The organism is Sandaracinaceae bacterium, assembly GCA_020633055.1.
GTDB lineage: Bacteria > Myxococcota_A > Polyangia > Polyangiales > Houyiibacteriaceae > JADJJE01.
On record JACKEJ010000005.1, the window covers coordinates 63355 to 89245 of the forward strand.

Consider the following 25891-nt stretch of genomic DNA (forward strand, 5'->3'; position numbering starts at 1 on the left):
CTCGACGAAAGATTCCATGCAGCTGGACTTCAACGCGCGTGAGCTGACGATCAAGCTCGTCTACTACGGGCCCGCTCTGAGCGGGAAAACCACCAACCTCCAGGCCATCCACACCCTCGTGGACCCACAAGCCAGCGGTCGCCTGATGACCCTCGAGACTCGTGACGACCGCACGCTGTTCTTCGACCTGTTGCCGCTGACCTTCCAAGCCGGTGGCCTGACCATCCGCATCAAGCTGTTCACGGTGCCTGGCCAGGTCATCCACAACGCCACGCGGCGGCTGGTGCTGCAGGGAGCCGACGGCGTGGCGTTCATCGCCGACTCGCAGGTGGCCGAGACGGCGGCCAACCGCGACGCGTTCCTCAACATGCAGGAGAACCTGCGCGAGAACGGCTTGGACGCCGACGAGATGCCACTCGTAATCCAGTTCAACAAGCGCGACATGCCCAACGTCCGCTCGGACGCGGAGCTCGACCGTATGGCGGAGCGCGGCAGAGAGCCTGTGTACAAGGCGGTCGCGCTGCGCGGCGTGGGCGTGCTCGAGACGCTCCTCGGGCTCTTGGACCACACGTTCGCGCGGCTCGAGCGGCTGCACTCCCTCGAAGCCAAGTTCGGCATCAATCAGGCGGCGTTCATGAGCGAGGTGCGTCAGCGCCTGGAGCCGGGGCGCGTATGAGCGGCCCGAGCAACACCCAGCGGGGCGCCATCGACATCGCCCTGGGCGACGTGGCGAAGCTGGAGGAGGTCGTCGACCGCGAGGCGCTGACGCAGGTGTGCCGCTCGTTCTTCGAGCTGTTCTCGCTCAGCGTGCGCATCTTCTCGAGCTCGGGTGTGCTGCTGGCCGACGTACACGAGGAGCAGAGCATCTGTCGCTACGTGAATGGCCTCACGGGCGGGCGGGACGCTTGCCGGTCCGTGGTCGCCGGTGTGCGCAACGCGCCTGCATCTGCCGAGATCGTCACGCACCCGTGCTTCACGGGCGCCGTGTACCGCATCGTCCCCATCACGTACCAGGGGCGCGGCGTCGGGCGCATCGTGCTAGGCCCCTACCTGCCCGCCGACACACGCGAGGTGCCCGCGGCGCTCCTCGAGGTGGACCCGAACATCGAGCAGCACGAGGCCCGCGACCGCCTCGCCGAGCTCCCGCGCGTCCGCACCGAGACCAGCGACCGCATCATCGAGCACCTGCGCGGCATCCTCGACCTGCTCCTCTTCAGCAGCCACCGCGCGCACCTCACGAGCGAGATGCACGTGGCGAGCGTGCGCGAGAGCTTCCGCGAGCTGGCGGAGAAGAACGACCGGCTGACCGCGGCCTACGAGCGCCTGAAGGAGCTGGACCGACTCAAGAGCAACTTCCTCGCCACCGTGAGCCACGAGCTGCGGACGCCGCTCACGAGCATCATCGGGTACTCGGAGATGCTGGAGTCCGGCATGGTGGGCGACCTCAACGAGGAGCAGAAGGAGTTCGTCCACACCATCTTCGAGAAGGGCGACCAGCTGCTCGCGCTCATCACGACGCTGCTCGACCTGTCCAAGATGGACCAGAGCGCCATCCGCCTGGATCGTGTCCCCGTGGACGCAGCCCTACTCCTCGGCGATGTCGACGCGAACATCACGCCCACGGCGCGCAAGCGCAGCATCCGCATCGACACGCGGGTCGAGGCAGACCTTCCCCACCTCGATGGGGACCTCGTGCGGCTGAGGCAGGTGCTCTTCAACCTGGCCGACAACGCCATCAAGTTCACCCCTGACGGTGGTCACGTCGAGCTCAGCGTGCAGCGCGACTTCATCGAGGACGAGACCTCCGGCATGGGTGCCGTGTTGATGGGCGGTGACGCCATCCCGGCCCTGCGCTTCGACGTGAGGGACTCCGGCATCGGCATGGCCGCGCAAGAGCTCGACCGCATCTTCGACGCGTTCTACCAGGTGGACGGAAGCTCCACCCGTGAGCACGGCGGGGCGGGCCTGGGCCTGAACATCGCCAAGCGCATCACCGAGGCCCATGGGGGCAAGATCAGCGTCAGCAGCGAGGTCGGGGTCGGCACCACGTTCAGTGTGCGCCTCCCGCTCGCCCCCCAGTGAGATGGACGAGTTCGCGCTGATCGAGGCGCTGCAGGCGCGCTTCACCCGAGACCCCTCGGACCTCGCGCCGTGGATCGACCTGGGGGACGACGCCGCGGTGCTGCGCGGTGACCCGCGCCCCAGCGTGCTCAGCGTGGACGCGTCGGTCGAGGGCGTGCACTTCGAGCGCACGTTCGCGCCGCCCGAGGACCTCGGCTACCGCGCCCTCATGGCGGCCGCCAGCGACCTCGGGGCCATGGCGGCCGAGCCCGAGGCGGCGCTGTTGGCGTTGACGATCGCACCCGGTACGGACGACGCGTGGCTGCTCGCCATGGCGGACGGCTATGCGCAGGCTGCGGCAGCATCTGGACTGCGGGTGGTCGGCGGCAACGTCAGCCGCGGCGCGCAGGTGTCGCTGACCACCACTGTCACGGGTCGCGTCCCCAGCGGGGCCTCCCCGCTCACCCGCGCCGGAGCGCGCGTTGGCGACGACGTGTACGTGAGCGGCCGGGTCGGGCTCGCGGCGCTCGGCCTCGCCGTCATCCGCAGCGGGTCGCCCCCACGCTCCGCTGCCGCACAGGAGGCGCAAGCGCACTGGCGACGCCCACGCGCACGCATCGCGCTCGGCGCCGCGCTCCGTCCGTACGTGTCGAGCGCCGTGGACCTGTCGGACGGTCTCCTCCAGGACGCCGCGCACGTCGCGCGCGCCTCCGGCGTAGGCTTCGAGCTGGTGCTCACCGCGCTGCCGACCGCCCCGGGCTTCCACGCGGCGTGCGAGGCCCTCGAGCTCCCTGGCGACGCCACAGCACTGCATGGAGGCGAGGACTACGAGCTCTTGTTCACGGCACCGCCGGCCCACCGCGGCGCCATCGCGTCGCTCGGCGCGGACGTCACTCGCATTGGCTGCGTGTGGAGCGCGCCCGACGTGATGGTGGTCTGCAGAGACGGAAAACCCCGCGCGCTCGGCGAGCACGCGGGGTTTCGGCACCGCTGGTAGCGGGCTCGGTTGGTCACTCCTGCTGACCGCTGCGGCGTTGCGTGCCCGAGATGTGATCGGCCACATCGCTGTGCGGGTCGCGCACCTCGGCGTCGGGGTCCACCATGACCGAGTCGACCAGCGCGTGGCCTTGGTTCGTGCGGCGAGGTGGCACGGGACGCAGGGTGGACAGGTTCGCGACCGTGGCGAGATCCTCGTAGACCAGCGCGTACGTGTGCCCGTTGTCGATGAAGCGCAGGCGCGTGGTGCGGTCGCGCCACTCGTACCAACGCGTCTCACGGCCGATGTCCTCGTACAGCTGCCCTTCCTGAATGCGCGACGGTCCGAAGCGCTCAATCATCTGGGCGCCGTAGTCCTCGAAGCTGGCCCCCGCCACGATGCTCGGCAGGAACTGCTTGTAGTACTTCCACAGCCGGTTCTGGATGAAGAAGTAGTAGTTGTCCGCATCCGCCGTGCGGCGCTGCATCATCGCTTCTTGGTTGTTGTGCGTGAATTCGCCGCGCAGGTTGTTCGAGTCGTGGCCGCTCACGGTGCCGTCGAACTCGAAGTAGCTGTCCATGATGCGACGCACGGCGCGACCCATCTCGGCGCGCACGTTGTCCTCTTCGATGGCGCCCGGCGCCGTCCGGATCATGGGCTCGTACTCGGTCTCGATGGCCTCACGCAAGAAACGCAGCGTGCGCTGCCGAGACCAGCCCCACTGCAAACCGTCCAGCGAGGGCGCGATGGCTGCGCTGAGGCGCGTGGTCGTGCGAGACGAGCCGCTCGCTTGCGCGCTCTGACCGCGCTGCCGGCGGCGCTGGGCGCCCGCGTCCCCGCTGGGAATCAACGTGGACAAGCCGAGAGCGACGATGCCCGCGCGGATGAGAGTGGATTTGGTGATGGACATGGGACCTCCGAGGCCAGCATTCAACGGCAAGTGTGCGTCCTACGCAAGTTGTGGATGGGTGGAGCAACGGCGCCAGGCGCACCTGCATAGAGCAGGATACGCGCCCCCGCAGCAGACGCCCACTGCGGGGGCACGTATCCAACAGGCACGCTCCCCGGCCGAGGAGAGCCGCGGAGCACCCCTCCGACGGGCGCGAGCGCCCATGCATTCACAGGCTCAGTCGCTCGGCGCGGGCTCCGGCTCGGCCTCGCGCTCGAGGTCCAGGAACAAGAGGGTCCCCCCCGCCACGGCCGCCGGCATGAAGAACAGGTTCACGATGGGGATGAGCAAGAAGAGGTACACCCCCGCGCCAAACCCGAACATGGGCAGGAAGCGAGAGCGCACCAGCGCGGCCCGGCGACGCACCCCGTAGCCGCGCCGCGTCGCGGGCCAGTCCACGTAGTCGACCGCGAAGTAGGTGGCAGTGAACACGAATCCGAAGGCCGTGTACAGCAGCGCGCCCACCACGGGGATGAGGAACTGCAGCACGAAGAGGGGCAGCATCACGCAGGCGTAGAGGACCAGCTTGGTCACCTCGACGCGCACGGTGCGGACGGTGTCGCGCAGGAGCGCCGAGAGCGTGAAGGGGGGCCCCCCCACGCCAGTCACCCGACGCTCCACCTCCTCGCTCAGCAGGTCGTTGAACGGAGCGGCGATGATGCTCGCGAGCGCGGCGACGACCAGCACGCCAGCCGCCGCGAGCAGAAACGTGAGCCCCCAATCGAACACCGCATGGAGCCCACGCTTGACGCTGGCCCACACCCCCTCTCCTTCGGGGCTGGCCCAGATCGCGTCCGTCCACTCCGCGTGGTGCGAGCCCAGCTGATAGAAGACCAGCGTCAGCAGCAAGAAGGTGATGAGGATGGGGACGATCCAGAAGCGCACCAGCCCCGGGTGCTGGAGGTACACGAAGCGCGCGCCACGGAACGGATAGCGGAAGCCAGCGAAGAACCCGAGCCCGAGGCGCGCGGGGGCGCCCGCGACTTCCTTGACCGCCCCGAGGACCCGCCGCGCGACGGGCGGCTCGTCGGTCACGGGGTCAACCCCCCGGCGAACGGCAGGATGCTCTTCAGGTCATCGTCATTGAAGCGCAGCATGAGCCCGAGGAACACGTCGCGCGTGCCGTTGAGCGCATCGTCCACGCCCGCCACGAGCCAGAAGCGGTTGACCAGCTCGAAGTTGAGGCGCGCACGCAGACGGGGCAGCGCCTGCACGCCGATGGCGAACGCGTCCAGGTTGAACTCGAAGCGGTCGTCGAGGAGGTGCAGGTCGAGTCCGAGGCCGCCGGTGGACTCCATGATACCGACACGGAACGTGGCGACGGAGACGCGCTTGGCCAGCATGATGGTGAAGCGGAGGGCGTCCGAACGCGTGATGGTGGTGCGCGTGTAGACGGGCGGGTCCTCGCTGCCCGCGGGGTTCTGGAACACCGTCTCACGCCGCGTGGACTCCGAGCCGCGCGGGTCGTCGACGACCTGGATCAGGAAGTATCGGCTCTCACGCGGCTGCAGGCGCAGCGAGAAGTACGTCTTGAACGTGTTGGCGAGCATGTTGTACTCGCTGCGGATCTCGAGGATGGTCTGCAGGCGCCCGATGCCGCCGATGATGTCGCCGAGGCCCTCCGTGATGCCCTCGACCTCGTCGATGAGCGTCTCGTCGTTGGTCAGGCGGCCGACCGTGCCCTCGCCGCGCGCCGTGCGGTCGGTGACCTGCCGCACGTCTGCCAGCACGCGCTCCAGCTCCTCGGAGGCGCGGTGGATGGACGCGACGGTGTCGTCCGCCTCGCCCACGGCCCGATCGATGTCGGGGCGGCGCTCGTCGATGACCTGCTCGAGGTTGCGGGTCGCCGACTCCACGTTGTCGAGGATGCGGATCAAGCGCGGGCCTGCCGCCTCGGTGGCGTTCTCGACGTTGCGCAGCGTGTTGCCCACCACCGCCTCGTTGGACTGGATGGTGCGGTTCACGGCCTCGAGCGCTTCGCTCAGGTTGAGCAGCGCGTTCTGCATGCGCTCGCCTGCCTCGTCGGTGCCGAAGGAGCGCTGCATCTGCACGCTGACGTCCCGGACGTTCGTCGCGATCTCGCTGACGGTCTCGAGGATGGCGTCCATGGACGTCGGCTCGCGCGCCTCGAGGATCTGCCCCCCGTCCGGGATCTCCGGCTCGGTCACGCTACCCGGGTTGATCACCAGCAGCTTCTCGCCGAGCAGCGACGCGCTCCGCATGGCGATCCGGGCGTCCTCGTACAGCACGACGTCGCTGTTGATGCGGATGTCCACCCGGGCGCGGTGTCCGTCCAGACGAATGGTGTCGATGTACCCCACCGGGATACCCGCGATGAGCACACGCGACTTGGGGATGAGCCCCTGGACGTCGTCGAACATCGCGTAGACCGTGTACCCGTCGTTGGCGCCGGAGCGCTCGTCCACGTAGCGGTACACGGCGATGGCCACGAACGTGCCGACGATTACCATCAGGCCTACGCGGGCCGCCTTCCAAGTCTCTTGCATCGATGCCGCGCCATCCTAGCCGAAAACTGGCACCGAGGGGCAAAGACACGTCACCCATTGGAGAAAGGGGGGACCTGCGGCGGCACCCGGGCGCGTGCGCACGGACGGTTGACCCCGTCACCGGGTGGCCCGTATCGTGCCCCGACGCTCAACCCCGGACCGCCGTTGCCACACTCGCTCGCCTTTCGCCTGCCCTCGCGGCACCTCCTCTTGTCCTTCCTACTGCTGGGCGCAGCGCATGGCTGCGACTTCCGGCCCAGCCCCCAGGATCCGGTGTTCTCGTCCGAGGACGAGGGCACGGCCACGCCCCCGCGCATTCCGGGCGGTACGTGCAGCGGCCCACGGGACTGCGCGACGGATCAGGTTTGTTCGGAGTCGGTGTGCGTCGCGGCGCGGACGAGCGTCCGGGGTGAGCTCCTGAGCGCCGCCGCCGTCCAGCAAGCGGAGGCGGGCGATGCCTCGGGGGCCGCCGAGACCTACGTCGCCTCCATCGCGGCGTACGACACGGCCGAGCTCCAGCCGCCCGGCGCGACCCTCTGTCGCGCCGCGTTGTCGATGCTCAACGCGACGCTGCGCGCCGACGCGCGCGAGGCCGCCGCGCGCATGGGCGACCGCTGTCTGCGCAGCACTCTGCCGGGCGATCCGCTGCGCACGCGCGTCATCGCCGCCCTGGGCCGCATGCGCTACGACGGGCTGAACCTTGCCGCCTTCGATCAGCCGGAGCCGCCAGAGCGCTTCTTCACCGAGACGCCCGCGCGCCCAGACCCGAACCGGGTCGCCGTGACGTTCGAGGTGGCGCCGGTGGACAGCCGCTCGTTCGATCCCGTGATGACCGCCCTGCAAGGAGACGCCGCGCGAGCCGTCGCCCAAGACTGCTTCCTGCAAGACTGGGAGGTCCGCCACGAAGCGCAAGCGCAAGCGGGGTTCCAGGTGCGCTACTTCTCGCGACTGCGCGACATGGGGAGCTACGACGCCTACCCAGCCGAGCTGGAGCTCGAGCAACAGTCGCTGGCGCAGGAGGGCTTCGAGCCGTGTCTGGCGCGGGCCCTCCCAGGCGTCGTGGAGCTCCCTCGCAGCCTCTCACGGTCGGTCTCGTACGAGACCACGATGACCGTCCAGGCTTCGCTGGGAGGCTCCGAGTAGTCGCGCTGCGGCGCGCGAAACCCAACCACGCCCCGTTCGAACCCGCTGGGGTCTGGCGCACGGCACGTCTGCTCGGGCGCCGCATGGCCGCGACGACCCCGCGCTGCTACCACCCCCCGTGCTCGCCACCCTCGACACCGTCTCCACACTCGCGCTCGGCCTCATCCAAGGGCTGACGGAGTTCCTGCCGGTCTCGAGCAGCGGCCACATCGCCATCGGGGAGCGGCTGTTCGGGATGCACGACGCACCGCTGACGCTGAGCGTGGTGCTGCACGCGGGGACGCTGCTAGCGACCCTGGTGGCTTTTCGGGAGGACCTTCGGGGCGTCACGCGCGAGGTCGTCGCGCTGCGCAGCGACCTGGCGCTGCTCCGCGCGTCGGACTCCGGGAAGCTCGTCGCCGCCGTCCTGCTGGCGTCCATCCCGACGGCCATCATCGGCCTGCTCATGAAGGACGCGGTCGAAGCCTACACCCACGACCCGCATGTCGTGGCGCTGTGCCTGCTCGGCTCCGCCCTGGCGGTGGTCCTGACGCGCCTCGGCCGCGGCGAGGCCGTGGTGCCCACGCTGCCGCAGGCCTTCGCCATCGGCGTGGTGCAGGGTCTCGCGGTCCTGCCCGGGCTGACCCGCAGCGGCTCCACCATCGCCGCCGCGATGCTGCTCGGGATGAGCGGCGCCGCCGCCTTCCGATTCAGCTTCCTGCTGTCGCTGCCCGCCGTCGGGGGCGCCATGCTGCTCGAGCTGCGTCACCCGGAGGAGCTCACCGCCCTCGGGCTCCCCGCCCTGCTCGGGGGCGCGGTTGCCTTCGTGTCGGGCTACGCCAGCCTGCGGTTGCTGCGCGGCGTGGTCCATCGCGGCAACCTGTACCTGTTCGCGCTGTACCTGGTCCCGGTCGCGCTCCTCCTCTACGTTTCCTGAGGCTCCATGTCCCGCACCGTCTACGCCGTCATCATGGCCGGAGGCTCCGGCACTCGCTTCTGGCCCGCATCGCGGGGCTCGCGCCCCAAGCAGCTCCTGCCGCTGGCGGGTGGCGAGCTGTCCTTGATCGCCGAGACGGTCGCGCGCATCGCGCCCATCGTGCCGGCCGAGCGCGTGCTGGTGGTCACGTCCGAGCTGCTCGCCGACGCGACGGCGGCCGAGCTCCCCGCCGTCCCACGTGAGAACATCCTGGCCGAGCCGATGGGGCGGAACACCGCTCCATGCGTGGGCTGGGCGGCTGCGCATGTGCGCAGACGCGACCCCGACGCCCTGATGATGGTGCTCCCCGCCGACCACCACATCGGCGAGCCGGACACGTACCGAACCCACCTGCGCACGGCGCTCGCTGCAGCGGACGACGGCGCGTTGGTCACGGTGGGCATCGAGCCGACGCGCCCCGAGACCGGCTACGGCTACATCGAGCGTGGCGCCTCCCGCGCGGGTGGGGTGCACGCAGTGACGCGCTTCGTCGAGAAGCCCACGCTCGAACGCGCCGAGGAGTTCCTCGCGAGCGGCCACTTTCTTTGGAACAGCGGGATGTTCTTCTTCCGCGCAGACGCCGTGCTGGCCGAGATCGAGCGGCAGCTGCCGACCCTCTCGCAGCGCCTCGTCGAATACGACGCGGCCGCGAGAGAGAGCGCCGCGCGCGAGCGAGAGGTGGTGACCGCCACCTACGGCTCACTCGAGAGCGTCAGCTTCGACCACGGGATCATGGAGAACGCCGAGCGCATCTCGGTGGTGTCCGGCAGCTTTGGTTGGAGCGACCTCGGGAGCTGGACCACAGCCTACGAGCTGGCCTCGAAGGACGGCGCCGGGAACGCCGCGCGCCCCACGGACGTCCTCGTGGACAGCATTGGCTGCTACGTGAGCGCGCCGTCGCAGAAGCTGGTCGCCCTGGTGGGAGTGCACGATCTCGTCGTGGTCGACACCGAAGACGCGCTCCTGGTGATGCCACGCGAGCGCGCCCAGGATGTGCGCGCGGTGGTCGACGCCCTGAAGGCGCGCGATGATCCGCGTGCGTGAACCCGCTCTCGCTCGCGCCACCGCCACCAAGCTCCGCGTGGCGCGCGTCGTGTGAGCGACTTCAGGCGAACGCTCCCGTGTGGTGCCTAGGCGCTGCCCCTGGCCGAGGCCCGCACCGACCCGCTCACAGGGACCCGGCGCTCGCAGGGGACCCGGCATTCGTGGGGGCGTTCCCCACCGAGGTCTCGGCTGGGGAGGCAGCGCCGCGCGCTCCCGATGCCGTGCGGGCCGCAACCGCACGCGCCCGCAGCGCGTCACGCGCCTTCAACCACGAGATGGAGCCGACGACCAGCGCCGCGCCTGCCACTTGGATGGGGGTGAGCAGCTCTCCCAACAGCACGTAGGCTGCGACGACGGTGATCGGCGGTCCCACCAAGGTCAGCAGGCTCGCGGGCCCCGCCCCGGCGCGCTCGATGCCCTGCGACAGCAGGAAGAAGGGCAACACGGTGCAGAGCGCTACCATGAGCGTCAGCCAACCAAGCCCTTCGACGTCGAGCACGAAGTCGGCACGCGACGCAACGAAGGGAAGCGCCACGACGAGGAGAGCGCAGGTGCCCACGTTCGAGTACATCGTGAAGCGCACGGCCCCGAGGGAGCGCATGCTGCGTTGACTCGCGGTCACGAAGATGGCGTAGGCCACGGCCCCCCCGAGCGCGAAGAACACGCCGCTGAGGTCACGGTCCGCAAGCGTCCTCAATCCATCCGGAGCAGCCACGCCCACCAAGCCCAGCCACGCGAGCGCGAACGTGACGAGCTCGGCCGCGCGCGGCCGAGTGCGCGTGCGCGCCGCCTCGATCAGCAGGACGAAGCCCGGGAAGGAGAACAGGATCACGCGCGAAGGGCCCGCGCCGATGCGGTGGATGGCGCTGAAGTCGCAAGCGGCCGCGAACAAGAAGAAGGCGCCGGTCAGCATGGCCTCCACACGCGCTCCGAGCGGCGCCGGGGGCGACCCTCTGCGGCGCACGAGGAGCGCACCGACGCCCAAGTAGAGAGGCGTCGCCAGCAGCACGCGCAAGCTGACGACGGCGACGACGCTCATGCCTGTGGCCAACACGAGCCGCGCCAGGATGCCCTTGAACGCGAACAGCACTGTGGCCACCAGCACGAAGGTGGCGCCGTGGCTGGGGCTCGTCGGGGCGCGGTCCTCACTCATGAACACCACCATGGGGGTGCCCATGCCATGCGTCCAACGAAAGTTCGTCCTATCAGCTATGCGTAGGACGTATATCGGTGCGAACCTCCCCCTCATGGCCAGCATGAACCTCGACCAGCTGCACGCCTTCCTCCACGTCGCCGACCTCGGCAGCCAGAGCGCTGCCGCCGAGCGGCTACACCTGACGCAGCCCGCCCTCAGCCGGCGCCTGCGCGAGCTCGAGAGCGGCGTCGGTGTGGCGCTGTTCCGTCGCACGGGGCGGGGATCGGTGCTGACGCCCGCGGGTGTCGAGCTGCGGCGCCGCGCCGCGCCGCTGGTGGAGGAGCTCGAGCGCGTCGGTCGTGACCTCGCGGACGACACGGGCATCCTGCGTGGCGACGTGCGGCTCGCCACACCACCGAGCGTCGGCGTCGAGCTCGCGGGCGAGGTCATCACGCAGCTGCGTGCGGAGCACCCGGAGGTCCGGCTGAGCGTCTCCGTCGCGCTCACGGGCGAGGTGCGCGAGGGCCTGCTACGCGGGGACCTGGACCTCGGTGTCCTCTACCACCCGGTCGCGAGCACCCAGCTGCACACAGAGCCGCTGTTTCGCGAGGAGCTCGTGCTGGTGAGCGCGCCGGGCACCCCAGCACCGGAGCGCATCGGTCTGCGTGAGGCGCTCGCCCTCCCGCTGGTGCTACCCGCCCGCCAACACGGTCTGCGGGCGCTGACCGAGCTGCACGCGCTGCGCCTCGGACTCTCGCTGGACGTCACGGTGGAAGCCAACAGCCTGCGCCTCCTGAGCGAGCTGGTGAGCCGCGGCCTCGGCCACACGCTGCTGCCCGTACGCGCCGTCCAGGACGAGCTGCGCGCCGGTCGCCTCGTCGCGACGCCTCTGCGCGGCGGCGGCCTACGTCGCGAGAGCCTGTTGGCGTGGGGGCGGGATCGGGCGCTGTCCGCGAGCGCCCTCGAAGTCGCAGCGCGCATTCGGCGGGTGGCGAAGCAGCAGCGCGGACAACTGCGCCGCTGAGCGTTCGCGACCAGCGGCCGTTGCGTCACGCGCCTGACCCGCCCAAGGCGAAGATCCGGTACCTTCGAGCTCATGCCGACCCTCATCGCCGCCCCCACCCGCGTCGAAGCCGCGGGCAACAAGCCCAAGCTCATCGACGAATACTTCGGACGCGTCAACTCGGGCCACAGCGCGCTGAGCGTCGCGCACATGCGCTCGCCAGGGGGCTGGGTGGAGCCTGGGCAGACGCCCGAGTTCGACGAGTACACGCTGGTGCTGCGCGGGGTGCTCAAGGTGGAGCACCGCGACGGAGAGCTGCTGGTGCAAGGCGGACAAGCGGTGGTCACCGCGCGCGGCGAGTGGGTCCGCTACAGCACACCCACGGACGAGGGAGCGGAGTACGTGGCCATCTGCCTCCCTGCGTTCTCCATGGACACGGTCAAGAGGGATGAGTGACGCGCCCGCGACCGCCGCTGGCCCCTCGCCGCGCGGTGCGCGCGCGCGGCGTCGCGTGACCTGGGCCATCGCGCTGCTGCTCGTCACGCTCGCACTGCTGCTGGTCCCGGACCCGCGGCCAGACGCGCCGATCCCCGCAAGCGGCGTCGCGTTCACATGGAACCAAGACAGCCGCTGGGAAGCGCTGGAGGCGCGCTCCGCCGCGCTGCGGGCCCTCCCGCCGGACGAGGCCGCGCCCACGGTCGAGACGGCGCTGAGCGAACTGACCTTGGCCCTCGACGAGCTCGCGACCCTCGCGGCCGACGCGCCCGCCCCGCTGCGCCCGCCGCACCTCGAGCTGCTCGCCCGCGTCGAGGAGAGCTTCTTCGAAGCCGCGGCGGTCCTCTCGGCGCATCCAGCGCGGGCGCCGGAGCTGGTCGCGGCGCACAGCCTGCTGCGGCAGCACATGAAGCGCCTGTCACTCGTACATCGTCCGACCGACGATGGCGCACGCCGGCTGCTGTATCGCGCGCTCTACGGCAGCCGCGCCGCACTCGAGGAGGTGTTGCTGCAGATGCCGGCCGATGAGATGCCCGTGCTCGGCCTCGGGGTGGACGAGCCCTCCGCCACGCCCGGCGCGACGCTGCGCGGCGTGCGGGTCCACAGCGGCGACATCCTGGTGTCGCGGGGTGGCGCGCCTACGTCGGCGCTGATCGCGCGCGGCAACGACTACCCTGGCAACTTCTCGCATGTGGCGCTCTTGTCCATCTCCGAGGACGGCACGATCGAGACCGTGGAGTCGCACATCGAACGTGGCGTGGTGGTGGCCGACATCGATCACTACATCCACGACCGGAAGCTACGGGTGATGCTGCTTCGACCACGAGCGAGCGACCCAGCGCTCGTCGCGGAGCCCCTGTTGCCCGCACGGGCCGCCGCGCGCGCACGAGATGCCGCCCTGACCCGGCACATCCCGTACGACTTCGCTGGCGACCGCGTCGACCACAGTGAGCAGTTCTGCTCCGAGGTCGTGTCGAGCCACTACGGCGCGGAGGGCCTCCAGCTGTGGGAGGGGCTCACGACCACGAGCGACCCCGACACGGCGCGCTGGCTCGCGGCGTTCGGGGTGCGCGAGTTCGAGACGCACGGACCAAGCGACCTCGAGTACGACCCCAAGTTGGTGGTCGTCGCGGAGTGGCGCGACCCAGGCGCTCTGTTCGACGATCACATCGACGCCGCCGTCGTGGATGCGCTGTTGGAGGGCGCGCGGCGCGGGGACACCCTCACGCATCGTTGGTGGATGCTCCCGGTCGCGCGGGTCCTCAAGGCCTACAGCTGGGTCCTGAACCGCCTCGGGCGCGTCGGCCCCGTGCCCGAGGGCATGAGCGCGACGGTCGCGTTGCGAGTCCAAGCGCTCGGCGCGCGGCACGCTGCCCTGCGCGCCCAGGTGGAGCGGGCGGCGGCCGCATTCCAGGAAGAACACGGCTACCGTGCTCCGTACTGGGACCTGGTCCGCCTCGCGCGAGAGGCGCACGACCGCTGAACGACGCGACGTGCGATGGGTCGCGTGGTCAGACGTGGGCGCGGATGTCCGCGACGACCCCCTCGACCTCGCGCCGGATCTCGCCGAGGCGCTGCTCCGAACCCGCCTCGAAGCGCATCACGAGCACGGGCTGCGTGTTGGACGCCCGCACCAGCCCCCAGCCGCCGTCGAACAGGATGCGCGCGCCGTCGACCTCGACCACGTCGTGCGTCGCGCGGAAGCGCTCGAGCACCTTGGTCACCACGTCGAACTTCTCCGCGTCGGGGCAGTCCACGCGCAGCTCCGGGGTGACGAACGTCTCGGGCACGTCGGCCAAGAGCTCGTGCAGCGGACGGTCCGCCTCCGCCACGATCTCGAGCAAGCGCAGGGCCGCATAGACGGCGTCGTCAAAGCCGAAGAAGCGGTCGGCGAAGAAAATGTGGCCGCTCATCTCACCCGCGAGCAGCGCGCCCTCCTCCTTCATCTTGGCCTTGATCAGCGAGTGCCCCGTCTTCCACAGGATGGGACGACCACCACGCTGCGCGATGTCGTCGTAGAGCGTCTGCGAGCACTTGACCTCGCCCAACACCGCCGCACCGGGGTGCTGCGCGAGCAGCGCGCGCGAAAGCACGATCAGCAGCTTGTCGCCCCAGATGATGTCGCCGCGAGCATCGATGACGCCGATGCGGTCCGCGTCGCCGTCGAAGGCGATGCCCAGCTCGAGGCCCTCGCGCAGCACCGTCTCACGCAAGAGCTCGAGCGTGTGCGGGTCGCTCGGATCCGGATGGTGCACCGGGAAGTTCCCGTCCATCTCGCACAAGAGCGCGATGGGAGAGAGCCCCGCGGCGTCCATCGCGGCCAGCGCCTGCGGGCCGCCAGCGCCGTTGCCCGCGTCGATGGCGAAGCGCAGGTCCTTGCGCGCGACCCGGACATTGCCGCGCACGAACCCGGCGTAGGCGCTCATCAGATCGAGCGACGTGACCGTACCGTCGTGGCTCAGGTCGAAGTCGCGCCTGGTGATCATGTCCCTCAGCGTGATGATGTCGGGGCCGTACAGCGAGCCCTTGCCCTTCATCATCTTGAAGCCGTTGTCCTCGGGGGGGTTGTGGCTGCCCGTGATCTGCACGCCGCCCTCCAGGTCGAGCTGGAACACGGCGAAGTACATCATCGGCGTCGCGCCGACGCCGATGTCGGTGACCGTCATACCGGTCTCCATCAACCCGCCGAGCAGCTCGCGGTGCAGGCGCGGCGAGCTCAGGCGGCAGTCCCGCCCGAGCGCGAGGTGCCGGCGCCCAGCGCGCTTGTGGAAGGTTCCGAGAGCGCGGCCCAGGTCGCGCGCCAGCTCGTCGGTGAGGTCGCGGTCGGCGACACCGCGGATGTCGTACTCGCGGAAGATGTGCAGGTTCATGCTGGATTCCTCGATTGCTGCGGCGGCTCAGCGAGCCCCGCCGAACCACAGATAGGCGACGACGACGACGCCCACGATGACGATGACGCCGAGCCAGGCGAAGCGCCCCGCGCCGCCGCGACGCTCTTCGATGCCGGTGAGGTCGGGCGCTCGGCCGAGCGCTGCCGAGCCGGCGCGGGCGTCGGGCGCGGACGTCCCTGGCGACATGGCGCTGGACGCGTCCAGCGCGCTCGTCACATCGCCAGCGGACTCGGTCCCGCCCTGAGCGCCGTCTGGCGTCTCCTCCGACGCCAGCGCCTCATAGCCCAGCAGCGCGTCCAGATCGGCGTCGGCGGCCGCCACGATGGCGCTGTCCACGGAGGCGTCTGCGCGAGGCCGCGCGAGCTCGCGCAGCTGCCGCGACAGCACCCGGCGCGCCGCAGCCCGGTTCAGCGGGACGAGCGCAGCCTCGAGCTCGTCGCGGTAGCCAGCGAGCTCGAGGCGCTCGGCGTGCGTGACGTCCACCAGGTGGAGCAGCATTGCGGGGACCTCCTGCCCCGCCACCACCAGCACCCCCGCGAGCAGGCGCGCGAGGGACGCCGCAGACTCGGCGCTCCCACTGGTGCCGCAGGCGGCGAGGTCCACGCGCGTCTCGCCCGTCGGCGCGATCCACACGTCCGTAGGCCGCACGACACACGGGCTCTCGAGCACCGCCTCACACGCCTCGAACACCACGAACGCGCCGATCTCGTAAGCCAGCCGGGCCTCACGCTCGCGACAGCGTTCGATGACCTGGGCCAGGCTGATCTCGGCGGCGTCGCTCATGGCGCACGCCCCCCGACGAGCGCCTCGCGCTCCTCGGCGTCTGGCGGCCGCACGCGCACGCCCGCAGCCAGGAGGTAGTCCTTCACCTCCGCCACGGTGTGCTGACCATCGTGGAAGATGCTCGCCGCCAACGCGGCGTCCGCGCCTGCCAGCAAGAATCCGTCTCGGATGTGGGCCTCGTTGCCCACACCGCCGGACGCGATGACGGGCACGCTGACGGCGTCCACCACAGCGCGCGTGAGCTCGATGTCGTAGCCGTCTCGCGTTCCGTCGCGGTCCATGCTCGTGAGCAGGATCTCTCCCGCCCCGAGGTCCACGACGCGCCGCGCCCACGCGATGGCGTCGAGCCCCGTGTCACGCCGGCCGCCGTGGGTGAAGACGCTGAAGCGCGCTGGCTCGCCCGGGGCGCTCACGCGTTTGGCGTCGATGGCCACGACGATGGCCTGGCTCCCATAGGCCCGTGAGGCCTCGGCGACGAAGTCGGGGTTGGCGACGGCGCCGCTGTTCGTGCTGACTTTGTCCGCGCCAGCGTGCAGGAGGTCGTGTACGTCCCGTCGCTCACGCACGCCGCCGCCAACGGTGAGGGGCACCGCGATGGCGCGCGCAGTGCGCTCGACCAGCTCGAACAGCGTTCGGCGCCCGTCGTGCGACGCGGTGATGTCGAGGAAGCAGATCTCGTCCGCGCCCCCCTCGCTGTAGCGCGCCGCGCACTCCACTGGGTCGCCTGCGTCGCGCAACCCAACGAAGTTGATGCCCTTGACCACGCGGCCGTCCTTCACGTCGAGGCAGGGGATGATGCGTCTGGCGAGCATGCGGCGGGGTCCTACTGCGAAAGGAAGCGCTCGATCAATCGTGCGCCGGCGTGGTGGCTCTTCTCGGGGTGGAACTGGCACGCGAACACGTTGTCGCGCGCGACCGCCGCGCAGAAGCGTGAGCCGTACTCGCTGGTGGCGGCGACGAGCGCGGGGTCCTCGGGGACCACGTGGTAGCTGTGGACAAAGTAGTACCAGCCGCCCGGATCCAACATGGGGCTCGCCGTGTCCACTTGGTTCCAGCCCATGTGCGGCACCTTCAACCGCTCTCCCGTGGTCTCGTCGCGCATGTCGCTGGCGAAGCGCACCACGTGCCCTGGGAACACGCCCAGGCCGCGCCCCTCGGACTCCTCGCTGGTGTCGAACAGCGCCTGCATGCCGAGGCAGATACCGAGGTAGGGCCGCCCGGTGGCGATGAAGTCGCGCAGCGCGGGGCCGACCTCACCAGCGAGCACCTCGGCGCACTCACGGAACGCGCCCTGCCCGGGGAAGACCAACCGCTCGGCCGCGCGCAGCACGTCGGGGTCGGCCGAGATGGTGGCGCTCACCCCCGCGCGCGTGAAGGCCTGCGCGACGCTGTGGAGGTTGCCTAGGCCCAGGTTGGCGATGGTGACGTGGCGTGGGTTCACGGGCATCACTCGGTGAGCGTGCCCTTGGTGCTGGGCACGCCGGTCTGACGGGGATCGATCTCGGTGGCCTCGCGCAGCGCCTTGGCGAACGCCTTGAAGCCGATCTCGATGATGTGGTGGAGGTTCTCGCCCTCGTGGAGGCGCATGTGCAGGTTGCACTGCGCGCCGCGCACGAAGCCCTCGAAGAACACCTCGGCCAGCTCCGTGTCGAAGCCGCCGAGCGTGGCCTTGGGCATCGGCACGCGCCACACAAAGTACGGTCGCCCCGACAGGTCGAGCGCGCACGTCATGCAGGCCTCGTCCATCGGGAGCGTGGCCGAGCCGTAGCGGCGGATGCCGCGCTTGTCACCCAGCGCCTCGGCCACCGCCTTGCCCAAGGTGATGGCCAGGTCCTCGGTGGTGTGGTGCCCGTCGATGTGCGTGTCCCCCTCGGCGACGACCTCGAGGTCGAACAGCCCGTGGCGCGCGATCTGCTCGACCATGTGGGTCAGGAAGCCAATCGGCGTTGCGACGCGCGCCTGGCCCGTACCGTCCAGGTCGACGACCACGCGGATGTCGGTCTCGCTCGTCTTGCGATGCAGCACGGCTCGTCGGGTCATGAGGCCCGGACCATAGCTCGAAACCCGGGCGCCCGCAGGTTAACGGCCCCGGGCAGGTCGCATGTCGCCCCCCCGTCGCTCCGGCCCTGGCCGCGTCAGCGTTGGGACTGCACGAAGGCCATGCGCTCGGTGAGTACGGGGTGGTCGGGGTCGTGACCGAGTGCGATCTGGAGGTTGAGCTTGGCTTGGCCCCACTGCCCATCGCGGATGGCGGCCTGAGCTTTGGCCCAGAACGGGCGGGCCTTCGCGTTGACCGTTCGCTTGACCGCCTGCGCGCGCGAAGAGGACTCGTCGGTGGCGGCCTGCGCGACGTGGCGGAGCCGCCCCTCGGCCAGCCCCGCGTCGTACGCGGCGCGCGTCGCGGTGTTGGACAGCACCCGGTACGCCTCCCCGCCGCGCCGGTAGATCTGATTGACGCGCGCCTTGTCCGCCTCGCTCGCCATCGTGTACCCGTCCGGGTGATAGCGAAGCGCGAACTTGTGGAACGCCGCACGCACCGCGTCCGCAGAGGCGTCCTGCTCGATCTGCAGGAGGGTGTAGTAGTCCAACGCGTCGAGGGGGTCGCTCATGCGCGTGGCGCCTCCTGCCGCTCTGTTGGCGCCACCTCGCCACCTGGTCGATAGCGGGCCTCCATCCGCGCACGCAGCGCGTCGAGCTCCGACTCGTCGATCTCGCCCAGACGCCGGATGCGCACCTGCTGCTCGCGGCCCGTCTCGAGATCGCGGGCCTGCACGGACAGCGCCCCGTCGGCGTCGATCACGAACGTGACGTCGATGCGCACGGCGCCGCGGGCGGCGTCCCGCAACCCATCCAGCTCCACGACGCCGAGCACTTGGTTGTCCTCCAGGCTCTTCTCCTCGCCTTGGCAGATTCGGACGGAGATGAAGGTCTGACCATCGCGACCCGTGCTGAACGTCTGGGTGTTCTCGGCCGGCATGGCAGTGTTGCGGGGGATGACCGTGTGGCAGAAACCGGACACCGTCTCGACCCCAAGCGACAGAGGGGTGACGTCCAGCAGCAAGGGCGGCGGCCCAGCGGGCTCGAGCTCGGGCGGAGGCTGCGGAGCCGCGGGGCGGTCCGAGGGCGCGGACCCCCGCACACGGACGACGGGCTGAATCGCGACCGGCCGCGCCGGCGCCGTAGGTGGCCCGACCCGAGCCGCGGGCACGGGCACGAGCTCCTCCAGCTCCAGCGCGTCGAGCTCCTCCGAAGGGTCGGGCGCGGGGGCGCGCTCGGAGAGGCGTCGCGTCGCGGCTGCGAGCGGCGGGGGAGGCTTCGCGGCTGCGGGCGCCATGAACGCGCTCGGAGGCGCGGGCTTGTACCCGTCTCCCCCGGAACCGCCGGCGAGCCCAGGGACGTAGGCCCCGGGAGCGGCCACCAGCCGGTCCGTCGCCACCCGCTCCATGTGCACCTTGCGCAGCGCCACGCGGGCCAGCTGCGAGCGGCGCCCACTCGCCAAGGAGGCCGCCTGCAGCGCGGCGCCGTGCGCGACGACCACGTCGGGATCGATCTCCACGCGCGGCTCGGTGGCGAAGTACTCGGCCACCATGGTCCGCACCAACGGCATGCGCGTGGAGCCGCCCACCAGGATGACGTTGTCCAGCTGAGTCGGCCGGATACCCGCCGCCCTCATCGTCGTCTCGCAAGCGTCGAACGCGCGCGCGATGATGGGCCGCGCGATCTCGTGCAGCTTGGCCCGCGAGAGGGTGTAGCGCAGGTCGAGCGCCTGCCCAGAGGCCCCGACCGCGAGCTCCTCGACGCGCAGGTCCACCTCGTCCTGGTCGGTCAGCTCACACTTGGCCCACTCGGCGGCAGCGCGCAGGCGCTCGAACGCTTCTGGGTCGGTGCGGGGGTCCACGCGGTGCTCGCGCAGGAACGCTTCCGCCATGAGGTCGGCCACGGTGCCGTCGATGTCGTCGCCCCCGAGGTAGCTGTCGCCCGCCGTCGCGATGACCTCGAAGACCTCCCCCGAGAGCTCGAGGATGCTGACATCGAAGGTGCCGCCGCCCATGTCGAACACCGCTACCCGCTCCCGCCCCTGCTGGCCGTAGCCGTAGGCTAGCGCCGCTGCGGTCGGCTCGTTCAGCACGCGCAGCACCTCGAGGCCCGCCACGCGTCCGGCGGCCATGGTGGCGTTGCGCTGTAGGTCGCTGAAGTTCGCGGGGACCGTGATGACCGCCTTGGAGCAGCGCTTGCCAGTCGCCCCCTCGGCCACCCGCCTCAGCTCGCGCAACACGAAGGCCGAGATCTCGCTCAGCGCGTAGGTCTCGCCGCGCGTGCGCACCACCGTGCCGCCGTTGTCGCTCTCGGCCAGCTCGAACGCGAAACGCTCGCGCGCCCGTCGCACCTCGTCCGAGCGGAAGGGTCGCCCCAGCAGGCGCTTCACCGAATAGAACGTGTTGCGCGCGTCCAGCATGCGACGGTCGCGGGCTGGGTAGCCCACCAGCACGTCCCCCGTGGGATGGAACGACACGACGGAGGGCAAGAGCTCGCGGCCCTCCGCGTCGGCGAGGATGCGCACCGAGCCGCCGTCTGCGACCGCGACCACCGAGTTGGTGGTGCCTAGATCGATGCCCAACACCAATTCCGCCATGCGCTCTCCGAGGACTGCGAGACGCCGCTACGATACCATCGCCGCTACCATCGAGGCCGCAAAACTCTCGTGGCCTGGTACTCCGACGACTACGCGTCGTCGTTGTCGTCGTTGTCGTCGTTGTCGTCGTTGTCGTCGGAAGCCGGGGCACCGGCCGCAGGGGTCTCGGCGCCCACGGAAGGCACCTGATCGGCCAGCGACGGGGCGTTGCCCTCCCCGGTCCCGTCCGCGTTGGCGGCGCCAACGGTGTCGCCGTCGACGTTGCCTGCGTCGCCGTCGCTCTCGTCGTCGTCGCTCAGCGGCTCCACGTCCACGACCCGCTCGCCGTCCTTGAGGCGGATGACGCGCACGCCCTGCGTGTTGCGCCCCGTCTCGCGAATCTCCGCGACGCGTGTCCGGATGACCAGCCCGCCGTCCGTGATGACCATCAGGCCGTCGCCCGGCAGCACCAGGCGCAGGCACACGAGCTCGCCGTTGCGCTCCGAGGTGTCCATCGCGATGATGCCCTTGCCTGCGCGAGACTGCACACGCCACTCGCTCACGGGCGTGCGCTTGCCGTAGCCGTTGGCGCTCACGGTCAGGACCTGCTGCGTGTCCTCGGACTCGACGACGTCCATGGCGATGACGCGGTCGCCCTCGCTCAGGTCCATGCCGCGCACGCCGCGCGTGTCACGCCCCGTGGGGCGCACGTCGTCCACGCCGAAGCGGATGCTCATGCCCTGCGCCGAGCCGATGAGGACCTCCTGCCCGTCCGACACCACCCGCGCGGCGAGCAGCGAGTCACCCTCGTCGATGCCCACGCCGATGATGCCCGTCTGCCGGATGTTCTCGTACGCGGAGAGCGCGGTGCGCTTGACCTTGCCGCCGACCGTGACGGTCAGGAGGTAGCCGTCGTCCACGAACTCGCGGATGGGCACCATAGCCGCCACGGCCCCGCCCTCCTCGAACCCGACGAAGTTCACCATCGGCCGGCCGCGCGCCGTGCGCGCCATCTGCGGGATCTCGAAGACGCGCCGTGTGAACGCTTTTCCGTCGGCGCTCAAGAACAGCATGTGCGCGTGCGCGTTGACGACGTAGACCCACTTGACGAAGTCCTCGTCGCGCGTGTCCATCGCGCGCAGGCCCTTGCCGCCGCGGCCCTGCTCGCGGTACTCGCTGAGCGGCACGCGCTTGATGTAGCCGCGGTGCGTGACGGTCACCACGACCTCTTCGTCGGGCACCAGGTCCTCGATGCTCAGGTCGCCCTCGGCCTCGACGATCTCCGTGCGGCGCGGGTCGCCGTACTTGTCGCGCACCTCCTGCAGCTCGTCGACGATGACGCCCAGCAGCAGCTTCTCGCTGGCCAGGATGGCCTCGAGGTGCGCGATCAGCTCGCACAGCCCGCCATACTCGCCAGCCAGCTTCTCGCGCTCGAGGCCGGTCAGCTTGCTGAGGCGCATCTCCAGGATGGCCTTGGCCTGCCGCTCGGACAGGTAGTAGTCGCCCCGCGCGGCGGCCTTCTGGATCTCTTCCTCGGGCCGGCCCGCGCGCCGCACGAACTCCTCGAGCCCCTTGAGCGGCAGCTGCTGCAACGCCGAGCGCGCCTCGTCCGTGGTCTGCGACGCGCGGATGGTGGAGATGACCAGATCGATCTCGGTCACGGCCATACCGAGACCCTCGACCAGCTCACGCTGCGCGAGCGCCTGCCGCAGGTCGTAGCGGGTGCGGCGGGTCACCACCTCGCGGCGGTGGTCGATGAAGTGCAGGAGCCCGCTGCGCAGGTCGAGCAGCTTCGGACGCTGCCCCACGATGGCGAGGCAGTTGTAGCCGAACGTGCTCTGCAGCGCGGTCATCTGGTAGAGCGTGTTGAGCACGATCTCGCCGTGGGCGTCGCGCTTCAGCTCGATGACCATGCGCATGCCCTCGCGGTCGCTCTCGTCGCGCAGGTCGGCAATGCCCTCGATGCGCTTCTCGCGCACCAGCTGCGCGATCTTCTTGAGCAGCTCGGCCTTGTTGACCTGGTACGGGATCTCCGTGACCACGATCATTTCGCGGTCGCCCTTGCCCGGGATGGGCTCGATGCTGGCACGCGCGCGCATGACGACGCGACCGCGACCCGTGCGGTAGGCCTGGATGATGCCGGCGCGTCCGTAGATGTAGCCCGCGGTGGGAAAGTCGGGCCCCTTCACGCCCAGGCGGCCCGTCTCCGGGTCGTCCTCCATGAGCGCGTCGTTCGAGAGCCGGGGGTTCTCGATGAGCCGGATGGTGGCGTCCACCACCTCCGCCAGGTTGTGTGGCGGGATGTTGGTGGCCATGCCGACCGCGATGCCGCCGCTGCCGTTGATCAGCAGGTTGGGGACACGGCTGGGGAGCACCAGGGGCTCGTGCTCCGACTCGTCGAAGTTCGGGCCGAAGTCGACCGTCTCCTTGTCGATGTCGGCCAGCAGCTCGGAGGCCAGGCGCGACATGCGCACCTCCGTGTAGCGCATGGCCGCGGCCGGATCGCCGTCCACCGAGCCGAAGTTGCCCTGCCCGTCCACCAGCGGGTACCGCAGCGCAAAGTCCTGCGCCATGCGCACGAGCGCGTCGTACACGGCGCTGTCACCGTGCGGGTGGTACTTGCCGAGGACGTCACCGACGATGCGCGCGCTCTTCTTGTACGAGGAGCTGGCGGTGACCTTCTGCTCGTGCATCGAGTAGAGGATGCGGCGGTGCACCGGCTTGAGGCCGTCACGCGCGTCCGGGATGGCGCGCCCGATGATGACGCTCATCGCGTAGTCGAGATACGACTTGCGCATCTCGTCTTCGATGGTGACGGGGAACTTCTTCTGAGTCTCGGCCATGGGCGTGACGGTACCTTGCACGGGGTGCGCGCGGTCCTCGCGGGAGGGGCTCTCTGCCGGCCCCCGGGACGCGTGAAAGTTGCGCCGACATTAGCATTTCCGGCGCTCGTTGGCCCGCTCCACGACGTGATTTTGCGTCCTCGCACCGAAAACGAAGTGGCCGCCGACTGCCAACTTTGTTGACGCACGCGCCACGGCGCCCGCCGAGATCCAGGTCACCTCCCGCGGGCCTCCGCTTTGCAGGGTGATCTTGGTATGTTGGCCCCCATGCGCCCCCCTCGCCGTCCCTCCCCCTCGCGCTGCCTCGCCGTGTTGGGGCTGCTGCTGCTCACTCAGTGCTCTGGTCCGGTGGTCCCCATCCTGCCCCCGCTGACGATCTCCGCTCCCGACATGGACGGCCTGGTGCGTATCGACGGTGACGCCGAGCCCGACGCGTTGGTGTTCGGATACAACGAAGCGCGGCTCGCCGGGGTCATCGCGACGGCGGACGCGGCTGGGCGCTATCAGCTCACGCTGGGCGCCGACGCGGGCGACGAGATCTCCGTGTGGCAACGAGTCGGCACACAGGAGGGCCCGCCTCGCATCGTGACCGTCACGGCGCCCTGAGTCACGGCGGGCACGTGGCTCCGGGAGCCACGCTGGGGCCCCTGACGCCCCGAGCCGTGGCTCCCATCATCCGCTCGTCATCTTGCTGGCGCCCGCCGATCAGTTGCCGAGCAGCGCGCGTACCAGTGACGCGACGTCGTTGGGGCTGACGTTGCTCTCGCAGCGGATGAACCGCCCCTGCCCTTGGCCCAGCGCCACGACCTCCTGCTCGAGCGCCGCCGAGGCCCCCCACAGCACGATGCTGGAGCCCTGAGGGAGGTCTGGCACGAGGGTCGCCACGGAGATGGGGTTCACCGAGGGGGACATGCAGTCCAACACCAGCACGGGGTGGGCCACGACAGAGGCGTGCACTTGGTCGAAGAGCGCCATCAGATCGTCGGCCTCGAGGGCGATGCAGTCGCGCCCGAGGTCGCGCAACAGCCCACCGCGCCGGCCGACGTTGGCGCTCGCGACGATCGCGACACCGAGCGGCTCCCCGATCTCCGTGCGCGGGAACTCGTCCGAGCGGGTCGGCTTGATGGTGGCGCGCACCTGGCTGTGTTCCGATGGGTCGCTGATGCGCGGCAGGATGGGCATCAGCCCGTCGACCACCATGCTGGCCTCGTCCTCCCCCAGCATGCCCGCGATGGACGCGAAGAGGGGTCCCTGCACGAAGCGGGTCAGCTCGTCGCGGTCGGTCGGGAGCGCCGGCATGAGCGCGGAGCGCAGCGCGCCTTCCAGCAGCTTGGCTGCAATGTTCGGCGTCACCACGGCCTCGACCGCTTCCGCCAATACTCGCTGAATGCGAGCTGCGTTCGGCGACGATCGATTTGCGAGCGAGGTCGACATGTATCCAGGCTCGACTTTGACATACCGCTTCGAGAAGTACAAATAGTGCACATCGTGCCAGTTCTTGGCCGCACGGCCGATAATTTTCCCGTGAAAGCACTGGCCCCGAAGGAAGGCGCTGCTATCTGCGCGGGCATGCGAGTGTTCGGCGTCGATGAGAACGGGCTCGGACCTCGACTGGGGCCGCTGATCGCGACTGGCGTGGTGCTGGAGCTGCGCCAATACCGCGCAGCCACCCTCTGCCGACGAGGCGAGGCCCTGGGCATCACGGACTCCAAGGCCAGCTCGGCCTTCGGCCGCATGGCGCTCGCGGAGGGGTTCACGTTGGCTGTGCTGGAGCGGTTGACGGGTCAGGTGCCGCGCACGGCGGACTCGCTCTTCGCCGAGCTGGCGGTCGACGGGATGTTGGGGCTGCGGTCGCCCTGCCCCGGCGGCGAGACCTCGCGCCAGTGTTGGTCCAAGGCGCCTACCCTGCCCCTCTTCGGAGGTGACGTGTCCGACGGCCGCGAGCGACTCCGCGCCCTCGAAGGTCGCGCGTTGCGGGTCATGCGGGCGCGCTCCGTGATGGTGTGCGCTGGCGTGCTGAACCACGAGCTCTCGCTGGGGCACAGCAAGCTCGCCGTGGACCTGCACGCGTTCGAGCGCTTGGTGCTCGAGGCACGGGCGGCGGGCGACGAACCGCTGCTCGCCATTTGCGGAATGGTGGGGGGCATCCGGAAGTACGAGGGGTACTTCGGGCGCTTCCCTCGTGCGCACGTGCACCGTGTCGAGGAGAGCAAGCAGCGCTCCGTGTACGCGGTCGACGGCGTCGGCGAGGTACGCTTCGAGGTGGACTCCGACAGGCACCACCTACCGGTCGCGATCGCGTCGATGATCGGCAAGTACCTGCGCGAGGTGGCCATGGAGCGACTCAACGCCTTCTACGCGGACCACGACCCGACGCTGCCGCGCGTCAGCGGGTACCACGACCCGAAGACCCGCGCGATGGTCGAGCGGACGGAGGCGCTGCGCTACAGGCTGCAGATCGCGGACGCTTGCTTCGAGCGCCGCGGCTGAGCCC

The 25891-nt window shown here is 70.1% G+C and carries 24 protein-coding genes; 11 read left to right on the top strand and 13 right to left on the bottom strand.

What is annotated here, in order from left to right; all coding sequences use genetic code 11:
* Positions 1 to 16: 16 nt before the first annotated feature.
* Genes H6726_05150 through thiL form a run of 3 tightly spaced genes read left to right on the top strand, consistent with a single transcriptional unit; the run spans position 17 to position 3058 of the window.
* The gene (locus H6726_05150) at positions 17 to 676 is read left to right on the top strand and encodes a GTPase domain-containing protein (protein MCB9657020.1); all 660 of its coding nucleotides are present in this window, start codon (positions 17 to 19) and stop codon (positions 674 to 676) included.
* Complete coding sequence (locus H6726_05155) at positions 673 to 2082, top strand: PocR ligand-binding domain-containing protein (GenBank protein ID MCB9657021.1); 1410 nt, start codon at positions 673 to 675, stop codon at positions 2080 to 2082. The genes H6726_05150 and H6726_05155 overlap by 4 nt, the downstream gene beginning before the upstream one ends.
* 1 nt (position 2083) lies before the next feature.
* A complete protein-coding gene (thiL, locus tag H6726_05160) occupies positions 2084 to 3058 on the top strand; it encodes a thiamine-phosphate kinase (GenBank protein MCB9657022.1) in 975 nt (324 codons plus the stop codon).
* A gap of 13 nt (positions 3059 to 3071) precedes the next feature.
* Here the strand turns inward: thiL and H6726_05165 are convergent, their stop codons facing one another.
* The 3 genes from H6726_05165 to H6726_05175 all read right to left on the bottom strand — a co-directional run bounded on the left by H6726_05165 (position 3072) and on the right by H6726_05175 (position 6493).
* Complete coding sequence (locus tag H6726_05165) at positions 3072 to 3947, bottom strand: hypothetical protein (protein ID MCB9657023.1); 876 nt, start codon at positions 3945 to 3947, stop codon at positions 3072 to 3074.
* 216 nt (positions 3948 to 4163) lie between these two features.
* The gene (locus H6726_05170) at positions 4164 to 5021 is read right to left on the bottom strand and encodes an EI24 domain-containing protein (protein ID MCB9657024.1); all 858 of its coding nucleotides are present in this window, start codon (positions 5019 to 5021) and stop codon (positions 4164 to 4166) included.
* Positions 5018 to 6493, bottom strand: coding sequence for an MCE family protein (locus tag H6726_05175; protein MCB9657025.1), 1476 nt, complete (start codon positions 6491 to 6493; stop codon positions 5018 to 5020). Before H6726_05175 ends, H6726_05170 begins: the two co-directional genes overlap by 4 nt.
* A gap of 165 nt (positions 6494 to 6658) precedes the next feature.
* Here H6726_05175 and H6726_05180 point away from each other — a divergent pair, with 165 nt between their 5' ends.
* The 3 genes from H6726_05180 to H6726_05190 all read left to right on the top strand — a co-directional run bounded on the left by H6726_05180 (position 6659) and on the right by H6726_05190 (position 9635).
* The gene (locus H6726_05180) at positions 6659 to 7636 is read left to right on the top strand and encodes a hypothetical protein (GenBank protein MCB9657026.1); all 978 of its coding nucleotides are present in this window, start codon (positions 6659 to 6661) and stop codon (positions 7634 to 7636) included.
* A 118-nt stretch (positions 7637 to 7754) separates the two neighbouring features.
* Positions 7755 to 8552, top strand: coding sequence for an undecaprenyl-diphosphate phosphatase (locus H6726_05185; protein MCB9657027.1), 798 nt, complete (start codon positions 7755 to 7757; stop codon positions 8550 to 8552).
* 6 nt (positions 8553 to 8558) lie between these two features.
* On the top strand, positions 8559 to 9635 hold the full coding sequence (locus H6726_05190) for an NTP transferase domain-containing protein (GenBank protein ID MCB9657028.1): 1077 nt from the start codon (positions 8559 to 8561) through the stop codon (positions 9633 to 9635).
* 124 nt (positions 9636 to 9759) lie between these two features.
* On the opposite strand, the gene H6726_05195 is transcribed toward H6726_05190, so the two are convergent.
* Positions 9760 to 10788: an EamA family transporter gene (locus H6726_05195; GenBank protein MCB9657029.1), complete on the bottom strand. Its 1029-nt coding sequence runs from the start codon at positions 10786 to 10788 to the stop codon at positions 9760 to 9762.
* A gap of 103 nt (positions 10789 to 10891) precedes the next feature.
* Between H6726_05195 and H6726_05200 the strand changes: the two genes are divergently transcribed.
* The 3 genes from H6726_05200 to H6726_05210 all read left to right on the top strand — a co-directional run bounded on the left by H6726_05200 (position 10892) and on the right by H6726_05210 (position 13751).
* Positions 10892 to 11794, top strand: a complete 903-nt coding sequence (locus H6726_05200) for a LysR family transcriptional regulator (protein MCB9657030.1) — start codon at positions 10892 to 10894, stop codon at positions 11792 to 11794.
* 72 nt (positions 11795 to 11866) lie between these two features.
* Positions 11867 to 12229, top strand: a complete 363-nt coding sequence (locus H6726_05205; GenBank protein ID MCB9657031.1) for a cupin — start codon at positions 11867 to 11869, stop codon at positions 12227 to 12229.
* On the top strand, positions 12222 to 13751 hold the full coding sequence (locus tag H6726_05210) for a hypothetical protein (GenBank protein MCB9657032.1): 1530 nt from the start codon (positions 12222 to 12224) through the stop codon (positions 13749 to 13751). Before H6726_05205 ends, H6726_05210 begins: the two co-directional genes overlap by 8 nt.
* A gap of 28 nt (positions 13752 to 13779) precedes the next feature.
* Here the strand turns inward: H6726_05210 and H6726_05215 are convergent, their stop codons facing one another.
* The 8 genes from H6726_05215 to gyrA all read right to left on the bottom strand — a co-directional run bounded on the left by H6726_05215 (position 13780) and on the right by gyrA (position 23397).
* A complete protein-coding gene (locus H6726_05215) occupies positions 13780 to 15138 on the bottom strand; it encodes a phosphomannomutase/phosphoglucomutase (protein MCB9657033.1) in 1359 nt (452 codons plus the stop codon).
* 27 nt (positions 15139 to 15165) lie between these two features.
* The gene (locus H6726_05220; GenBank protein ID MCB9657034.1) at positions 15166 to 15942 is read right to left on the bottom strand and encodes a hypothetical protein; all 777 of its coding nucleotides are present in this window, start codon (positions 15940 to 15942) and stop codon (positions 15166 to 15168) included.
* Positions 15939 to 16754: an imidazole glycerol phosphate synthase subunit HisF gene (hisF, locus tag H6726_05225; protein MCB9657035.1), complete on the bottom strand. Its 816-nt coding sequence runs from the start codon at positions 16752 to 16754 to the stop codon at positions 15939 to 15941. Before hisF ends, H6726_05220 begins: the two co-directional genes overlap by 4 nt.
* 11 nt (positions 16755 to 16765) lie before the next feature.
* On the bottom strand, positions 16766 to 17389 hold the full coding sequence (gene hisH, locus H6726_05230) for an imidazole glycerol phosphate synthase subunit HisH (protein ID MCB9657036.1): 624 nt from the start codon (positions 17387 to 17389) through the stop codon (positions 16766 to 16768).
* A complete protein-coding gene (gene hisB / locus H6726_05235) occupies positions 17389 to 17982 on the bottom strand; it encodes an imidazoleglycerol-phosphate dehydratase HisB (GenBank protein MCB9657037.1) in 594 nt (197 codons plus the stop codon). Before hisB ends, hisH begins: the two co-directional genes overlap by 1 nt.
* A 95-nt stretch (positions 17983 to 18077) precedes the next feature.
* Positions 18078 to 18551 (bottom strand): DnaJ domain-containing protein, encoded by a 474-nt coding sequence (locus H6726_05240; protein MCB9657038.1) that lies wholly within the window; start codon positions 18549 to 18551, stop codon positions 18078 to 18080.
* Positions 18548 to 20575 carry an Hsp70 family protein gene (locus tag H6726_05245; protein MCB9657039.1) on the bottom strand — a complete coding sequence of 676 codons (2028 nt, stop codon included), beginning with the start codon at positions 20573 to 20575 and terminating at the stop codon, positions 18548 to 18550. The genes H6726_05240 and H6726_05245 overlap by 4 nt, the downstream gene beginning before the upstream one ends.
* 89 nt (positions 20576 to 20664) lie before the next feature.
* Positions 20665 to 23397: a DNA gyrase subunit A gene (gyrA, locus tag H6726_05250; protein MCB9657040.1), complete on the bottom strand. Its 2733-nt coding sequence runs from the start codon at positions 23395 to 23397 to the stop codon at positions 20665 to 20667.
* 267 nt (positions 23398 to 23664) lie between these two features.
* Between gyrA and H6726_05255 the strand changes: the two genes are divergently transcribed.
* Complete coding sequence (locus H6726_05255; protein ID MCB9657041.1) at positions 23665 to 24003, top strand: hypothetical protein; 339 nt, start codon at positions 23665 to 23667, stop codon at positions 24001 to 24003.
* A 99-nt stretch (positions 24004 to 24102) separates the two neighbouring features.
* Here H6726_05255 and H6726_05260 read toward each other — a convergent pair whose 3' ends face one another.
* Entirely contained in the window at positions 24103 to 24750 is a 648-nt protein-coding gene (locus H6726_05260; protein MCB9657042.1) for a hypothetical protein, read from the bottom strand.
* Between the two features lie 171 nt (positions 24751 to 24921).
* Between H6726_05260 and H6726_05265 the strand changes: the two genes are divergently transcribed.
* Positions 24922 to 25887 (top strand): hypothetical protein, encoded by a 966-nt coding sequence (locus H6726_05265; GenBank protein MCB9657043.1) that lies wholly within the window; start codon positions 24922 to 24924, stop codon positions 25885 to 25887.
* Positions 25888 to 25891: the final 4 nt, after the last annotated feature.

Coding starts and splice junctions, on each gene's coding strand:
- H6726_05175 (MCB9657025.1), bottom strand. CDS start 6,493: ATGCAAGAGACTTGGAAGGCGGCCCGCGTAGGCCTGATGGTAATCGTC.
- H6726_05210 (MCB9657032.1), top strand. CDS start 12,222: ATGAGTGACGCGCCCGCGACCGCCGCTGGCCCCTCGCCGCGCGGTGCG.
- H6726_05245 (MCB9657039.1), bottom strand. CDS start 20,575: ATGGCGGAATTGGTGTTGGGCATCGATCTAGGCACCACCAACTCGGTG.
- gyrA (MCB9657040.1), bottom strand. CDS start 23,397: ATGGCCGAGACTCAGAAGAAGTTCCCCGTCACCATCGAAGACGAGATG.
- H6726_05220 (MCB9657034.1), bottom strand. CDS start 15,942: ATGAGCGACGCCGCCGAGATCAGCCTGGCCCAGGTCATCGAACGCTGT.
- H6726_05240 (MCB9657038.1), bottom strand. CDS start 18,551: ATGAGCGACCCCCTCGACGCGTTGGACTACTACACCCTCCTGCAGATC.
- hisF (MCB9657035.1), bottom strand. CDS start 16,754: ATGCTCGCCAGACGCATCATCCCCTGCCTCGACGTGAAGGACGGCCGC.
- H6726_05200 (MCB9657030.1), top strand. CDS start 10,892: ATGAACCTCGACCAGCTGCACGCCTTCCTCCACGTCGCCGACCTCGGC.
- H6726_05255 (MCB9657041.1), top strand. CDS start 23,665: ATGCGCCCCCCTCGCCGTCCCTCCCCCTCGCGCTGCCTCGCCGTGTTG.
- H6726_05205 (MCB9657031.1), top strand. CDS start 11,867: ATGCCGACCCTCATCGCCGCCCCCACCCGCGTCGAAGCCGCGGGCAAC.
- H6726_05155 (MCB9657021.1), top strand. CDS start 673: ATGAGCGGCCCGAGCAACACCCAGCGGGGCGCCATCGACATCGCCCTG.
- H6726_05165 (MCB9657023.1), bottom strand. CDS start 3,947: ATGTCCATCACCAAATCCACTCTCATCCGCGCGGGCATCGTCGCTCTC.
- H6726_05190 (MCB9657028.1), top strand. CDS start 8,559: ATGTCCCGCACCGTCTACGCCGTCATCATGGCCGGAGGCTCCGGCACT.
- hisB (MCB9657037.1), bottom strand. CDS start 17,982: ATGACCCGACGAGCCGTGCTGCATCGCAAGACGAGCGAGACCGACATC.
- hisH (MCB9657036.1), bottom strand. CDS start 17,389: ATGCCCGTGAACCCACGCCACGTCACCATCGCCAACCTGGGCCTAGGC.
- H6726_05150 (MCB9657020.1), top strand. CDS start 17: ATGCAGCTGGACTTCAACGCGCGTGAGCTGACGATCAAGCTCGTCTAC.
- thiL (MCB9657022.1), top strand. CDS start 2,084: ATGGACGAGTTCGCGCTGATCGAGGCGCTGCAGGCGCGCTTCACCCGA.
- H6726_05215 (MCB9657033.1), bottom strand. CDS start 15,138: ATGAACCTGCACATCTTCCGCGAGTACGACATCCGCGGTGTCGCCGAC.
- H6726_05195 (MCB9657029.1), bottom strand. CDS start 10,788: ATGAGTGAGGACCGCGCCCCGACGAGCCCCAGCCACGGCGCCACCTTC.